General features: G+C 65.4%; 13 protein-coding genes and 2 pseudogenes. 7 read left to right on the top strand and 8 right to left on the bottom strand.

Annotated features, from left to right (window positions below):
* Nucleotides 1–235 precede the first annotated feature (235 nt).
* Nucleotides 236–985 (bottom strand): hypothetical protein, encoded by a 750-nt coding sequence (locus J2Z33_RS16375; protein ID WP_209843052.1) that lies wholly within the window; start codon nucleotides 983–985, stop codon nucleotides 236–238.
* Between the two features lie 1356 nt (nucleotides 986–2341).
* On the opposite strand from J2Z33_RS16375, the gene J2Z33_RS16370 reads away from it, so the two are divergent.
* Nucleotides 2342–3274 (top strand): IS5 family transposase, encoded by a 933-nt coding sequence (locus J2Z33_RS16370; protein ID WP_209843050.1) that lies wholly within the window; start codon nucleotides 2342–2344, stop codon nucleotides 3272–3274.
* A gap of 505 nt (nucleotides 3275–3779) precedes the next feature.
* On the top strand, nucleotides 3780–5000 hold the full coding sequence (locus tag J2Z33_RS16365) for a PAS domain-containing protein (protein WP_209843048.1): 1221 nt from the start codon (nucleotides 3780–3782) through the stop codon (nucleotides 4998–5000).
* Nucleotides 5001–5085: 85 nt separating this feature from the next.
* Here the strand turns inward: J2Z33_RS16365 and J2Z33_RS18550 are convergent.
* Both J2Z33_RS18550 and J2Z33_RS16360 read right to left on the bottom strand, forming a co-directional pair.
* A pseudogene (locus J2Z33_RS18550) lies at nucleotides 5086–5332 on the bottom strand (IS5/IS1182 family transposase); the annotation flags it as partial.
* A 72-nt stretch (nucleotides 5333–5404) separates the two neighbouring features.
* A complete protein-coding gene (locus J2Z33_RS16360; RefSeq protein WP_209843046.1) occupies nucleotides 5405–5962 on the bottom strand; it encodes a recombinase family protein in 558 nt (185 codons plus the stop codon).
* A 289-nt stretch (nucleotides 5963–6251) separates the two neighbouring features.
* Between J2Z33_RS16360 and J2Z33_RS16355 the strand changes: the two genes are divergently transcribed.
* From J2Z33_RS16355 to J2Z33_RS16345, 3 genes are all read left to right on the top strand, one after another.
* Entirely contained in the window at nucleotides 6252–6500 is a 249-nt protein-coding gene (locus J2Z33_RS16355) for an AbrB/MazE/SpoVT family DNA-binding domain-containing protein (protein WP_209843043.1), read from the top strand.
* Nucleotides 6501–6558: 58 nt separating this feature from the next.
* On the top strand, nucleotides 6559–6936 hold the full coding sequence (locus J2Z33_RS16350; protein WP_209843041.1) for a type II toxin-antitoxin system VapC family toxin: 378 nt from the start codon (nucleotides 6559–6561) through the stop codon (nucleotides 6934–6936).
* Nucleotides 6937–7120: 184 nt separating this feature from the next.
* The gene (locus tag J2Z33_RS16345; protein WP_209843039.1) at nucleotides 7121–8290 is read left to right on the top strand and encodes a PIN domain-containing protein; all 1170 of its coding nucleotides are present in this window, start codon (nucleotides 7121–7123) and stop codon (nucleotides 8288–8290) included.
* Nucleotides 8291–8450: 160 nt separating this feature from the next.
* Here J2Z33_RS16345 and J2Z33_RS16340 read toward each other — a convergent pair whose 3' ends face one another.
* The 3 genes from J2Z33_RS16340 to J2Z33_RS16330 are packed head-to-tail and all read right to left on the bottom strand — an operon-like array spanning nucleotide 8451 to nucleotide 11216.
* Entirely contained in the window at nucleotides 8451–9482 is a 1032-nt protein-coding gene (locus J2Z33_RS16340) for a CBASS cGAMP-activated phospholipase (RefSeq protein ID WP_209843037.1), read from the bottom strand.
* Nucleotides 9475–9954, bottom strand: a complete 480-nt coding sequence (locus J2Z33_RS16335; RefSeq protein WP_209843035.1) for a type II CBASS E2 protein — start codon at nucleotides 9952–9954, stop codon at nucleotides 9475–9477. Before J2Z33_RS16335 ends, J2Z33_RS16340 begins: the two co-directional genes overlap by 8 nt.
* Nucleotides 9939–11216 (bottom strand): nucleotidyltransferase domain-containing protein, encoded by a 1278-nt coding sequence (locus J2Z33_RS16330; protein WP_209843033.1) that lies wholly within the window; start codon nucleotides 11214–11216, stop codon nucleotides 9939–9941. Before J2Z33_RS16330 ends, J2Z33_RS16335 begins: the two co-directional genes overlap by 16 nt.
* A gap of 170 nt (nucleotides 11217–11386) precedes the next feature.
* On the opposite strand from J2Z33_RS16330, the gene J2Z33_RS16325 reads away from it, so the two are divergent.
* Both J2Z33_RS16325 and J2Z33_RS16320 read left to right on the top strand, forming a co-directional pair.
* Nucleotides 11387–11710, top strand: a complete 324-nt coding sequence (locus J2Z33_RS16325) for a helix-turn-helix domain-containing protein (RefSeq protein WP_209843031.1) — start codon at nucleotides 11387–11389, stop codon at nucleotides 11708–11710.
* Nucleotides 11711–11757: 47 nt separating this feature from the next.
* A complete protein-coding gene (locus tag J2Z33_RS16320) occupies nucleotides 11758–12615 on the top strand; it encodes an ImmA/IrrE family metallo-endopeptidase (protein ID WP_209843029.1) in 858 nt (285 codons plus the stop codon).
* A 115-nt stretch (nucleotides 12616–12730) separates the two neighbouring features.
* Here J2Z33_RS16320 and J2Z33_RS16315 read toward each other — a convergent pair whose 3' ends face one another.
* Together J2Z33_RS16315 and J2Z33_RS18545 are read right to left on the bottom strand one after the other, a co-directional pair.
* Nucleotides 12731–13912, bottom strand: a complete 1182-nt coding sequence (locus J2Z33_RS16315; protein ID WP_209843027.1) for a Fic family protein — start codon at nucleotides 13910–13912, stop codon at nucleotides 12731–12733.
* Between the two features lie 117 nt (nucleotides 13913–14029).
* Nucleotides 14030–14378: pseudogene (locus tag J2Z33_RS18545) on the bottom strand (transposase); the annotation flags it as partial.
* Nucleotides 14379–14388 lie beyond the last annotated feature (10 nt).

Genomic DNA, 14388 nt, shown 5'->3' with positions numbered 1-14388 from the left:
CTGCTCGTCACTGAACCTGCTTCGCTTCATGTCCGATCCCTTCCGTTGGGTCCGGATTCCAGCAGCCCCTAGAGGAGAAACAAGGGGTCAGGTCAAAGGCTACTACAATCGCGCTCGCATCCACTCGGCTCTCGGCTATCTCACGCCCGAACAGGCCGAGCAGATGGCGAGCTAACCCCGTGTCCACCGAAGCGGGGGAAGATCACCTGCCTTTCCGTACTGCTGTCGCCCCAACCTAGCGCTCCCGCACGAGTGCCTCTTCAAGAGCGGGCCGGCGGTGTCTCCGGGCTGTCAGGTCACCGTGGCGGAACCCTGTAGCATCCAGCCAATAGATCGTATCGAGGTTTTGCCATCGCTGCTCCCAATCGGTTTCTGCGGGATCATCCTGTGGGAATCCCTTGAAGCAGCGAATGCCACCAAGAGTCACGGAGCCACCGACGCCCTTGCCGAATTTCTGAAGGAAAACAGCCATGATGAGCTTGCGGCTGAGCTCCTCCGGTCGGGCATCTTCAGGATTATGCACCAGGTGAGCCACCCGCGCAGCGAACGTGGTCACGGCCTCGGCCCTGCTTTGGCGGCCAGCCTCTTTCTGCGCCCGCCGCTCTATCGTACGTCGCACCAGTTCGGCTTCCAAATTGATGTAGGCGTCGAGCTCTGTGAAGTTCGCTGCGCCCGCTCCCGGCCGACGCGGAACAAGATCATGTTGTATCAAGCGTTTTAGCAGACGAGCGCCTTTAGGTGTCATATAGGCCTGTCGAAATCTGCCAATCAGGATCAAGCCTTCCAAGTCTTCCGGTCGCAGATCCGGGAACAAGCGGTAATCGGCCCACCCGCTTGGCCTGACCCCATCCAGATGCAGAGCAGCCAATTCAACAAATTCTCTGAACGTGTCGATCGCAATCCTCAACCGAATTTCTGGAACCTTGCGGAACACTTCCACGGTGGCAAGACAGACAGAAGGGTCGATAAGGTTGGGCATTTGCATGAGTCTCGATCTTGGCTTCTTTAAAGCTTGGGGCCCACGAACCCGGTTGCTGGAGCACTCCGGCCAAAATTGGGCAGGTGCCTGCGCCGCCTATCATTTCTGCTCAAAGGTAATCCGACAGGCTAGCTTGGATACCTTATCACATGCGCCAAAAGCAATCGACTGGAGCATCGCTGGCCTGCCCTCAACCAGTCCACTGCTAAACGTCGACCTTCCATCTGATCTGGACTTCGCATCTTTTCAAACCCGCTGGATCAGAGCGTACACCGTCGTGTGGAGTCTAAGATGGTCTTGAGCCGCCCACTGTTCTACAGCGGGAGCCCGGACCCTGCCTTCTCCATGTCGAAGGTGGCCCGCTTCATGCCTTGATATCGCCATATGGTCCAAGTTTAGCGACGGTTGTGCTGTCGGTTCATGTCGCGTGGCGCCGAGTCAGTGGCGCTCGTGCCACAGACCAGGGACGAGTGTCATGCCCTATGTCCCGCAGCACGCAACTAGTGGAATGGAGGGCGCCGGTGTGGCAGCGGACGTCCGGCCCCTTGCTTTGAGTGAGTGCTTTATGTCGGTAGGTGATCTTCGTTCCCATAGCCGTTCCGGCGCAGCAGTCGTTGCCGCTGCTGGCCTGATCCTGTTGGCTGCACGGCTCCCAGTTGCCGCCGGAACGCTCGAGCTTGAAGGCTTCGAGGATGATCCGATCGAGTTGTGCAACTACCCAGACTCAGAATGGGTCATGGAGCATCTGTATGACAAAAGCCAGTTCGAAGACATCTGGCGTTCGACAATGATCCTTTTTGTGTCGAATTGCATGCCAACTGCGGGACTGCCTCTCTATGACCGATTCCCCAATCTAACCGACGCCGAACTCTTGGCCTTGATCTTCAACGGAGCTGGGACTCTCCCGGCAGTGGCTGTGAAGGCGACCAGTCCGACCACTACGACGCATCCCGACGATCTGCCGACAGAGGCTTCGCTCCCCGAGGGCTCCACTCCTTGGATACCGGCGGGCTGGATCCCTGAGACTGAAACGTGGGAAGAAGATTTCGGGCAGCCCTGGACAACCGTGATCACTTCGCATCCGACAGATGGGTCTGCTGATCCCTTGGGTCCGGTCACGCCGACACGCGTCGTTCCGCCTCTGCCCGTGCCAGTGCCGGCATCTGGCCTCATGCTAGTTTCCGGACTCCTAGCCCTATTGGGCGCCATGTCACAAGGGCGCCGATGCAGGCTCTGATCCTACATCGATCAACATCTTTCAGCCGCAATCCTCGAACCCTATGACTCAAAGCCTTGGCGTTGTTGCGTAACCCATGAGCGAGGGGGCTCGCGCGGCGGGTCTGCCTGCTTATTTGGGCGGCCATGAGCAAGCCTGCCCCCGCCCGCTACCGCACGACGACCTGGTCCAGCTACAACGCCGCCCTGCGCAGGCGTGGCTCCCTGCTGGTCTGGCTGGATCTCGAGATGGAGTGGCTTGCGCCTGCGAGCCATCGCGCGGGTCGACCGCAAACCTTCTCCGATGCCGCCATTCAGTTCTGCCTCAGCATTAAGGTCCTGTTCGGGCTCGCTCTGCGGCAGACGATTGGGATGGTGGCGAGCCTGCTCGAGTTGGCGGGCCTCGACTGGCCGGTGCCGGACTACTCCACCCTGTGTCGGCGGCAGAAGACCGTCACCATCCAAGTTCCATTCCGCCGGTCGCACGGCAATCTCAACCTGCTCGTCGACAGCACCGGGGTGAAGATGCGGGGCGACGGTGAGTGGCAGGTCCGCAAGCACGGGCCCGGCCGCAGGCGGCAATGGCGCAAGGTGCATCTGGCGATGGATGCGGCCACCGGGGATATCCGGGCAGTGGAGTTTACCCCCAGCCGTGAAGGCGACAGCCCTGTCCTGCCAGGCCTGCTGGCGCAGATCCCGGTGGACCAGCCCATCGGCACAGTGACGGGCGACGGCGCTTACGACACCCGGACCTGTCACACCGCGATCAGCGACCGAGGCGGTACGGCCGTCATCCCCATCCGTCGAAACGGTCGAGCCTGGAAGGAAGACTGCCCCGCTGCCAAGGCGAGAAACGAGACCCTGCGGGCGACCCAACGCTTCGGTCGAGCCCTCTGGAAGCGACTGACGGGGTATCACGCCCGCAGCCGGATTGAGGCTCAGATGCGGCGCCTCAAAAGCTTCGGAGAGCGCATCGCCTTACGAGACCCCGATCGCCAAGCCGCCGAGATCCACACACGCATCGCCCTCATGAACCGCTTCTCGGCCTTGGGCAGGGCCGAAATCACGCGCGTCGCCTGATCTCGAGGGGAAAGGGGCGAACTCGGCCTCAACTCGAGTTGCGCAACAACGCCGGTGTCAAGGCTGAAACGGAGACCAGGCACCTTGGCCGGAGCCCCCGGCCCGACCCCCGGGGGCTCCTCCCGCCACCACCAGGACCGGCAGTCCGTTGCCCCAGGGTTTAGAGATAACCAAAGGGGTGTCATCGGGCGGCCTGAGGCTCTGCTGCCTTACAGGTCCGGCCATCCCCGTCCTTCTTGACGACGAGTTGTTCGCGCGTGGCGTCGACCTGCGACCTGCCGATGATGCAGACCAAGCTCATGCGCGCGTCCGACAGCACGGGTTGCCGAGGTCCCCACCGGCACCACCCTCCTCGCCGCCGCGATCGTCATCGCTGCAGGCGTCCTCATCATCTGTCGCGAAGCGCGCCTGGCGCTGGAGCGGGCGCGGGAGCGGGCGGCGGGCCGGAGCGAACCCTGACTTTGTGGTAACCGGTTGGTAAAGTCGGCGTGCGACGATCGGCATCATGACCGACTCACACGCCCGCATTCCTGCCCTCACCGCGCTCGAAGGTGAGGTTCCCTTCGGCTTCGACGAGATGTTCTTCTCCCGCACCGATGCGCGCGGCGTGATTCGCTCGGGCAACCGCGTGTTCCAGCGGGTCTCGGGCTTTGCCTGGGACCGGCTGATCGGCGCGCCTCACAAGCTCGTCCGCCACCCTGCGATGCCCAAGGCGGTGTTCCACCTCATGTGGGATCGGATCAAGGCCGGGCTCGCCACCGGTGCCTACGTCCGCAACCAATCCGAGGACGGGCGCAGCTACTGGGTCTTCGCGGTGATCGTGCCCCTCGCCGACGGCTATCTGTCGGTCCGCATCAAGCCAGGGAGCAAGCTTCTCGCCCAAGTCAAGGCGCTCTACGCCGACCTCCTGACCGAGGAAGTGGCCAGCGTCGCCTCGGCCGACAGCGCCCGCCAACTCCTCGCCCGTCTCGCTCAGGCCGGCTTCCCGGGCTACGACGCCTTCCAGGCCCGCGCCCTGGGGGCCGAGGTGCTGCACCGCAGTCATGTCACGGGCCGCCCCGTGCCCTCCGTCGCCGAGGCGCTCGCGACGGCCGAGGCCGCTGATGGCCACGAGACGGAGCTCGATGCCCTCAGGGCAATGTTCGACGTCGCACGCATGATTGCCATCAACCTTCGGATCGCCTCCTCCGAGCTGGGCGACCTCGGCCGGCCGGTCAGCGCGATCTCCTCCAACTTCGCGGTCCTGACCGATGACATGACCACTTGGCTGCAAAGCCGCGCCCTGAGCGGCGAGGGGGGCTTCGCCTCCATTGCCCGCTCGCTCGGCGACGGTCTCTTCCTCCGCAACGCCGCCGCCATCCTGGCCGAGATGGCGGAGCTCTTCGCCCACGACGAGGAGATCGGGGGCACCGACCCGGCCGAGGAGGCCGCCCGCCTCAACGACATCGCTGCGCAGTACCGAACTCGCGCCGCGGCCAGCCTGCAGCGCGTCACGCGCGAGGCGCAGGGGATGGAGGCTCGCCTGTCCGAGATGAGAACCCATGTCTCGGGCCTCAACTCGATCCGGATGCTGTGCCGGATCGAAGGAGCGGTCCTGCGACGCGCAGGCGGCTCGCTCGACCAGATCGTGACCCAGCTCGACCGCTTCCAGGACGAGATAGCCGGCCACCTCGCCCGCAGCACGGAGCTCGGCATCCGCATACGCCGGGCCGCTGCGGTGCTCTGATGCGACCCGGGCGATTCGAGGCGCGCAAGCTCTTCAGCCTACCAAGGCGCTCTGTTGCGGAAAGCCGGCTGAGGGCGAGCTTCCCCTAATCCCCAACTGTTTTCGCAACACGCCTGGTCTTGGGCGTGCCGAGGGCGGTGAAGCGGTTGAGGAGGGCGGCGCAGATCTGAAGTCGGCGGTTTGGCGTCAAAGGTTCGGGCTGAGAGCCGCTCCCCCATGAGCTTCAGGCATTGCATCTTGGCCTCGATGAGACTTCGTCGGTGATTGCCGCTCCACTTTTTCCAAAGGGCTCGTCCGAGATGGCGCGTGGTCCGCAGGATCGCGTTGCGCGCCTAGCCTCCTGGTGTGGTTTCTTTTCAGGGTCGTCCGTTGCGGCGGGTGTCGTAGTTGAAGTCGGCTGACGATCAGGCCTGCCCCGCCCCCGGCAGGAACCGGTACACGCTCGACCGCGCGATGCCGAGCCGGCGTGCGATGGCCGTGGGGCTGAGCCTCTCCTCCGTGTGCAGCCGACGCACCTCCTCCGGATCGATCTTGGCTTTCCGGCCCGTGTAGACGCCGCGCGCCTTGGCGGCGGCGATGCCCTCCATCTGCCGCTCGCGGCGCAGGTTGGTCTCGAACTCGGCGAAGACGCCCAGCATGTCGAGGAAGGCCTTGCCGGCGGCGGTGGAGGTGTCCACCGGCTGCTCGGTGGCGCGCAAGCTGACGCCCTTGGCCCTCAGCTCGTGGACGAGGTCCTGCAGGTCCTTGAGGGAGCGCGCGAGCCGGTCGATGCGGGTGACGACCAACGTGTCGCCGGGGCGGAGGAACTGGAGCAGCAGCTCGAGCTCGGTGCGGCCTTCGCGCGAGGTCCCGGTCCGCTTCTCGGCACGGATCACTTGGCAGCCGGCCTGCCGGAGTGCCATCTCCTGCAAGGAGAGGTCCTGGTCGGTCGTGGACACGCGAGCATAGCCATAGAGGGTCATAGGCGAGGCATTCTGTCTTGTTGGGCTCTAGACCCGCTCACGCTACTGTCCGACACGCCCCAAAGCAACCCTATTTGGACGCATGCAGGTGTCCGATGCGGCTGCTCGGCTGGGGTATACCCTAAGTGACAGCTGGTAGACGTCAAGCTGGAGGGCAATCCCCATTCTCGTGTCCAGACCTATCCAGGTGGAAGAACCTTCCCGCGCCCACTGGACCCATGACAATGGTTGCGACCTATGTGATCCAGATGTTAGGCTTGGTGAACGAGGTCGAGGGAGGTGCCGGGCCATGCCATCGCAGCGGGTCAAGATCGTGGAAGGGGGCAAGCTGGTCATCCCGGCCGCGTTCCGCCGCGAGATGGGGATTGCGGCCGGGGACACGGTCGTTGTCGAGCTGGACGACGGAGAACTCCGGGTCCGCTCGCTGGCGGCGGCCATCCGGCGCGTGCAGGCGCGCATGCGCGAGCTCAATCCCGAAGGGCGGCTCCTGTCCGAGGAGCTGATCGCCGACCGGCGCGCGGAGGCGGAGCGTGAGTGACGTCGCTGGACCCGAGACCGGTAGGGCGACGGGAACGGGAGGAGGGCAAGGCCCCTACGTGCTCGACGCCTCCGCTCTCATGTGCCTCATCAACGGCGAGCCCGGGGCCGAGCGCGTGGCGGCCGTGCTGTCCCAAGCCGTCATCTCGACCGTGAACCTCGCCGAGGTGGCCACCAAGCTGAACGACCTCGGGGCCGACGCGGCCACCGCCCGCGCCCTTCTCGCGCCGCTTCACCTCGCCGTGGCGCCCTTTGACGAGGCTGGGGCCTACGCCACGGGCGCGCTGCGGGCCGCGACACGGGGGCAGGGCCTGTCCCTGGGCGACCGGAGCTGCCTGGCCCTGGCTGCGAGCCGCAAGGCCACGGTCCTGACCACCGACAAGGCCTGGGCGACAGTGGGTGACCTGGTCGGGGTGGCTGTGGAGATGCTCCGCTGAGCGGTCACGAGGCCAGCCGACAGCGCCAAGATGACCACCGCGCTCCTCGACCGGCTCACCCATCGCTGCCACAGTCTGGGGATCGACAAACCTTGCTTGGTACGCAGAAGCGGCCCTGACCAAGGTTGCGGTGGCAAGAGCCGCTGCGCAAAAGAATGCGAGCAACGCCGGAGCGAAGACTGACATGCCCATCGAAGACGAGACAGGGTTGCGAGCGCTCCTGGCGCAAACCCGGATCACGGCGATCACGGTGGACACGAGCATCTTCGACGAAAAGGGTCTTCAGCTGAACTCTGGGGCGCTGCAAGCGCTGTCGAGCCTGAAGGATCGACCGTTCGACTTCCTCATGTCTGGCACCATCGCGAAGGAGGTGCTGGCACACCTCGAACGGGGCGCCAAAGAAGCACTGTCCGCGGCAAAGAAGGCAATCGGTCAGGCGCTTAACGCTTTCGAAACCGCAACGCCGAGCCGAGACGACCTACTCGCATCGGTGACAGGTGGGCGCGACACCGCGGCCGCGGCGAGACAGCGTTGGCAGGACTTCGTTGATAGAACAGGGTGCGTAATTCTGGACGACGCCGCACTGGTGGACACCGCGACGCTCTTTGCCGGCTACTTCGCGGGTGATCCTCCCTTCGGGTCCGGTAAGAAGAAGAACGAGTTTCCTGACGCGCTGGCGCTGCACGCCTTGGAGCGCGAGGCGGTTCGACGCGACGGCGGCATCCTGGTCGTCTCCAAAGACGGTGACTGGCGGGCCTTCTGCGAGCGCTCTAAGCGTCTCTATGTCGTGCGGGAGATCGAGGAGGCGCTTGGCCTCATCACCAACGCCCCGTTGGGCCTGCGAAAGGCAATCTACGAATGGCTGGCCGAGGGCGATGACGGCAGCGAGGAGATCCGGCAGAACATAGCGGACCATATCGAGCGGACCGAGTTTACCGCCAATGCCTATCCGTCGTCGGGCGAGGTGGAAATCTATATCTGGGGCGCGGAGCTCCAGAGCGTCGAGTGGCCCGAGGAGGCGGACATCGACATCATCGACGTTCAAAGCGATACCGAGGTGATGCGGGTTGTGGTCAGTTTGCCCGTGAGCCTCACAGTAAAGGTGCATGTGGAACTGAATTTCTCGGTCTGGGACAGCGTGGACAAGGAGTCCCTAGGGATGGGTGGACGCGAAATCGAGGTCGAGGAAGAGTTCGCCACCCGAGCGACGATCACGCTCGGCGTCTACCATCAGGGGACCGCCGACGAAGAGTTCGCATTCCTCGAGGGTGCGCTCGAGGGTCGGTTCCACGAGATCGAGATGGGCGAGGTCGACATTTTCGAGCCTTGGGATCGCGACGATCACGATGCATAAGCGCTAGTAAGCGCCCATGCTTCTACCCTTGGGACGACAGTTTCCGAGGCGAACTCGATGAGGGCGCGACCGGGAGAGACAGGCGGCAATCATCAATAGTGGTCAAGCCACTGCTTAGCTGGGCAGTCCGCGCAACGCGGCATCATCCAAGCTGAGACAATCAAGCTGCCTCGCGTTGATCCCCGGTCAGGAACTGGTCCGCGACCTGCTGCCCCATGCCGTCGACCAGAGTGCGCGCGATGCCTGGAAGCTCCTTCACAGCGCGCCGCACCTCCGTCAGGTCGACGAGTTCAGTGGTTTCGGGCCCGTCGATGCGGGTGATGCGGTCGCGGCCGAGGAGCAAGCCCGCCTGACCGAGCGCGTTGTGGGACTGCGCGGCCATCGCGGCGCTCACGAACGGCCCCGCCCAGAGGAGCTTCCCCCCGACCCGGGCCCAGCGGCCGACGCGGAAGCGCTCGCGCCCCGTGCCAAGGCTCAGGACGTGGAGTTGCCGCCGCTCGATGGCGAAGCAGGAGAGTGCATCCACCACCCCCACCATAACCGGATTGTTGGCCCAGATGCCGCCGTCGAGGAGAGCATAGCCGTCCCGCTCGACCGCCCGGTAGACAGTGGGCGCAGCCGCGGTGGCAATGCCAACGTCGACCATCCGTTCACGGCCGTCGCGCTTGTAGTCGGGGTGGTGGGGGGTCTTGTAGACGTAGGGCTCACCGTAGCGCCCCTCGAAAGCAGAGATGCAGAGCGGCACCTGCGAGTTGCCGAATGTCTCGTGGCCCAGGATGCGGCGCAACTCCGCCTCGAGGACACGGCGGTCGTGGGTGATTCCCACCCAGCCGAAGGCCGAGCGTAAAGGCCGGGTGATCCAGTTGCCCGGCGGGAACACCCTCTCGCCGCGCTCGATGTAGAAGGCAGCGATCTCCCGGGCCGAAAGCCCATGACCGAGCCCGAGCGCGATGATGCCGCCCGTAGATGTTCCCGCGATCATGTCGAAGTGCCGCCCGATGGGCTCGCCACCGAGGTAGCGTTGCTCGATCTCGGCCAGAACCAAGGCCGGCAGCAGGCCCCGGATGCCGCCCCCGTCGATGGAGAGGAGCTTAAACGGCCTCTCCTCCGGCCAAGGCTGCGCAGGCCTCAATGTCGTTCTCGTGCCTTCGGAGCGCCGGGGGACCGTGTGATCGTAGTCGGCCTCACGCATGAGCCTTCTCCTTGTCGGGTTCGGGGTGCGTGCCGCCCCCGTGCCATTCGCCTGTGGCCTCCCAGAGCTCGTAGTTCCAGAGCCACCGCTCGGCCCAGGGGATCGTGGTCCGAGCGATCAGGAGGCTTCCGTCCCACTCGCGCAGGCGCGGGTCGAAAAGGCAAAGCGGAGAGCCAGCCAAGTCGGACAGGTCGAAGTAGACGTGGGGCAGGGGAGCCTCCTCAGCCGCATCCGGGTTCGGCACCAGCCTAGGGCGGAGCGCCCGCACCTCGGGCATCAGCCGGCACATCTCGCGCCGGCCCGGGAGCGGCAGCCCGTACTGAATGAAGAGGTGGAATTTGCGTTCGAAGCCAGTGAGATCCCCGAACCAGACGACAGTACCAGGCCCGATCCCCGGCACCGCCTCGAACCCCGGCCAGAGGGCGCGCATCGCTCTCACCTGCTCCTCGAGCGAGATCAGTTCTCGGGCCATGTCCAGGTTCCCCCGAAGTTGGTGTTGCGCGGCGCCCGCACAGGCTGCGCCGGTGCGATGCGCGGCGCCAGGAGGACCGGGGCCGTCAAGGCCGCTGGAGCCGGAGACGCCGGCCGGGTCGTAGAGGGCTCGTGAGGTGCCACCTCGCGCACGATCTCGGCCATGGCATCGCGGGCCGGGGCCTCACCGAAGAGCTCGACGAGGATGTCGGACCGCTCCTTCATCGACTCCGCACGCTGAAGGTCATCGAGCCTGCGGGCCAGGCGCTCGAGGTCGCTAATATAGAGCCGCTGGTCCTCGAGGGTGGCGGGCCAGCGGTCGGTGAAGCGGTCCTCGGGATCGCGCGGGTTGCGCACGTCGATCAGCACGCCTGCGTCCTGGGCCGCTTGAAGGCGCCGGCGGAGGTGGTCCACGGACTCGGTCAACGCCTCGGTGAGCGTGCGCCCGGGCCGCGCGGCCTCGAGCACGATGGAGGAGATCATCACCGAGGGTGGCATCCGCACCCCGTCGCGGAGCCGATAGGATAGGAGCCGGTTGCGCTTCATGAGCTGGAGGGCGACCACCGTGGTCGACTTTCCCCCCACCTCCGAGGAATGCGCCGGCACGGGCTCGGACTCGGCCGCCGCGATGGCGATGGAGCCCGGATCCATCCTCTTGCGGATCTCCGCGTAGTCCTCGGCAAAGACCCAGTCCGGCGGGTTGCGCTCGTTGAACTCCTCGGCGAAGCCGTAAGCGTTCATCCGCACCATGCGGTCCATGTACCGCGGCTCCTCTGGCTTGGCGTGCGGGATCACGCTCCGGCGGGGGCTCAGCGGCTCGACCAGGATCGAGGGCGTGAGGTCGACGTGCATGCCGTCGGCGTACTCGACGGTGACGCAGCGGGTCTGGCGCCGGGTGCAGTCGTGGTAACGGGAGTCCGGCTCGCCCTTCACCGCTTGGAAGAGCATGTCGAGGACCACGTTCGGCGGCGTGGAACGCGGGAGGCGCAGCTCGACTACGATGTCGATGTCGTAACCGTCCTCACGATAGCGGGCCCGGATGGTGGCTCCGATCGCCATCGAACCCTGGACGTAGAAGAGGACGACGAGGTGCTCGAGGACGCTGCCGGCGCGCTCGATGTGGGCCTCAAGGGCGGCTTTGCGGTCGCAGGCGAGCGCGTGGTAGCTCGGCGGCAGCTCGACGCGAACGGCCACGAGCTTGAGGAGCCGGTCAACGATGGTCTCGGGTCGGCGAAGGCGGGCTAGGTCGTTGAGCTTGTTCATTTCGAGGCAGTCCTTCTGTCCCGTCGTGGCTTCGCGACCTTCGACCGTTTTCAGCTTGGGCCATCGCCGAGTATCGCTACTCCGAACTCGACGTTGAGGAACCAGTTGTCAAGGACTCCTTGTGCGCCTACACCGAACCAAAGCAAGAAAGTCATGCGGGGAGGGGAGTCTTGGCCACGCCAATGGGGGAGCGGCTCAGGTCGCTGCGCAAGGAGCGGGGTCTGACCCTCGATCAGCTCGCGCAGATGTCGGGGTCGAGCAAGAGCTACGTCTGGGAGCTCGAGAACAAAGCCCCGCCCAGGCCCTCGGCGGAGAAGCTCTCCGGCATCGCTGCGGCTCTCGGCACCACCGTCGACTTCCTGATCGGCACGCCGATCAACTCGGAGGCGGACCTTGCGCCCGAGGACAAGGTCTTCTTCCGGCGCTACGTGGCGCTCGATCCCAAGACTAAAGCCAAGCTGCAGAAGACTTTGGATCTCTGGGACGACGAGTGAGTTCACAGGCGGACAGAGGACCGGACTGGTGGGCCAACAAGGCCTCCATGATCCTGCGCCAGTCCCTTGGTGAGGATCGCTTCCCCATCGACGTCGAGCGGCTCGCCCTTGAGTGGACGCCGGTGATCGATCGCGACGCGCCCGTCACGCGAGTCTCAGAGAGGCCCCTCGACGGGTGTGACGGTGCGCTGGTCGACGGACGCCGCCGCGGTAAGGGATGGGGCATCGCCTACAGCGACGCCATTCGCCATCCGGGGCGGCGCCGGTTCACGGTCGCCCACGAGCTGGGTCACTTCCTGGTCCACAGGCACCTTGCGCCCGACGGAGGCTTCCGCTGCTGGCCCGAGGACATGGCCACCTGGGATCATGAGAGAAGCCCACAGGAGGCGGAGGCCAACCGCTTCGCCGCGCGCCTCCTCATGCCGCTCGATGACTTCCGCCGGCAGGTGCCGGCGCGCGCTAGGGTGAGCCTTGCCGAGCTGGGGCGGCTCGCAGAGGAGCGTTACGGTGTTTCAATCACAGCCTGCGTCCTGCAATGGCTGAGCCTCACGGAGAGGCGCGCCGTTCTGGTGATGTCTCGCGACGGCTATGTGCTTTGGGGGAAGTCGAGCACTCCCGCGCTGCGCTCGGGCGCGTTCTTCCGCACGCGGGGAAGATCCCCAATGGAAGTTCCGACGGCTTCACCAGCTGCCACCGGAGCCTCGGAAATTCCACCCGATGGCGTGAGCCACCCGGCGGGGGTTTGGTTCTCGGGAGAGCCGGTCGTGGAGGAGGTAATCGTCTCGGACCGCTATGACCTTGGGCTTTCGCTCCTGCACCTCGAAGACCGCGTCAGGAACTTCGAACAGCGGGAGGAAGAGGCTCTCGATACCTTCGATCTCATGGAACAGCGGTCAAACCGCTAGCCAAGGGTTTGCCACATAATCTAAATTCTATTAGCGGAGCTGACCATACAGGTGAAATGTCCAGCGAGGACTGTTCGCCACCGAGACCATGCTCGTGAGGCTAGCCCGGCTGCGATCAGCTGGCCGGCAACGGGTCCGTGCCCTCGCTGAGGATAGCGAGGTAGCGGCGGTACCCGAAGACGCGACCGCGCCGCCGGCCCGTGACCTCCTCGACGATGCCGAGGCGCTCGAGATCGGCCAGCGCGGCGTTCACGGTCGGCGCAGACAGGCCGGTCCGCGCGACGAGCTGGTTGCTCGTGACGTAGGGGGTTTGCTGCATCAGCTCGTGCACGCGGAGTGCCGAGCCCGCGCGGTCGCTCTCGGCCGTGATGCGCTCGCGGTCCTGGCGGAATAGCTCGACGATACAGGTCGCCGCGTCGAAGGCTTGGTTGGCGGTCTCGGCGACGCCGTCGAGGAAGAACTCGAGCCACGCCTCCCAGGCGCCCCGCTCGCGGACCTCTTGGAGGAGCCGGTAGTAGTCGGCGCGGTGGGTCTTGAGGTAAAGGCTGAGGTAGAGGAGCGGCTTGCGCAGCACGCCGTGGACGCAGAGGTAGAGCGTCACAAGTAGGCGCCCGATGCGCCCGTTGCCGTCGAGGAACGGGTGGATGGTCTCGAACTGCACGTGGAGGAGCCCGGCCTTGATGAGGGCCGGCAGCTGCGAGCGCTCCTCGTGCATGAAGACCTCGAGCGCCCCCAGACATGCGTCGAGCTCGGTGACGGGCGGCGGGACGAAGAGGGCATTGCCGGGGCGGCTGCCGCCGATCCAGTTCTGCGAGCGGCGGAACTCGCCGGGATCCTTGGTGCCGCCTCGCCCACTTTGCAGGAGGCGGGCGTGCATCTCGCGGATGAGCCGGAGCGAGAGCGGCAGTTCCTCCAGGCGCTCAAGCCCGAACATCATCGCGTCGACGTAGTTCGACACCTCGCGGACGTCGTCGATCGGCTCGCCGGCCTGGGCTTCGGTCTCGAGCCGAAGGAGATCGGTCAGGGTCGATTGGGTGCCCTCGATCTGCGACGAGAGCACCGCTTCCTTGCGGACGTACATGTAGAGAAACAGCTCCTGGCGCGGCAGGAGCACGGTGATGCCGTCGAGCCGGCCCAGGGCGCGCTCGGCGAGGCCGAGGCGGTGAAGCAGCGAGAGCACGTCCACGGCCGGGTCGGGTGGCAGCGGCGGGGGTACGAAGGCGCGCACGACCTCACCGGCCACGGGCGTCTCGACAAGGCGGCCGAGCCGGCCGTTGGGGGGTGGAGCGTCAGCCATGTCCGGACCATGACTGGAACACGTTGTTTAAGCAACAGGCCATCGGCTTAAATAGCCGGGCTGCTAAGGTAAGCCGCCTTAAACAACGGAAGCGTCAGGTTCACGGTAGGCGCGGCAACCAGGGCGATGGCCCCCCTTTTTGGCAGCTGCCGCGGCGCTGTCGAGAGAGGCACGGCTCCAGTCCAAGTGCCCCGCATCCGACAAGCGCTCGATCAGTACACGGTGCAGGCCTGCCCAAACACCCACCTCCTGCCAGTCCCACAGACGACGCCAGCACGTCATGCCAGAGCAGCCCAGCTCGCGCGGCAGCATCTCCCACGGGATGCCGGAGCGCGGACGAAGATGATGCCGGCCAGGACTACGCAGTTGCCGCAGCAGGGTCGCCGCCCTTGGGCTTCAGTAGGTCGGGAGGCAGAAGCGGCGCAAGAACCGCCCAGAGATTGTCGGACGCAAGGGGCTTGCTCATAGGTCCTCAA

Source organism: Rubellimicrobium aerolatum (assembly GCF_017872975.1).
GTDB lineage: Bacteria > Pseudomonadota > Alphaproteobacteria > Rhodobacterales > Rhodobacteraceae > Rubellimicrobium > Rubellimicrobium aerolatum.
The sequence above is the reverse complement of the archived record's forward strand: the minus strand, read 5'-3'. Positions and strand labels throughout refer to the sequence as shown.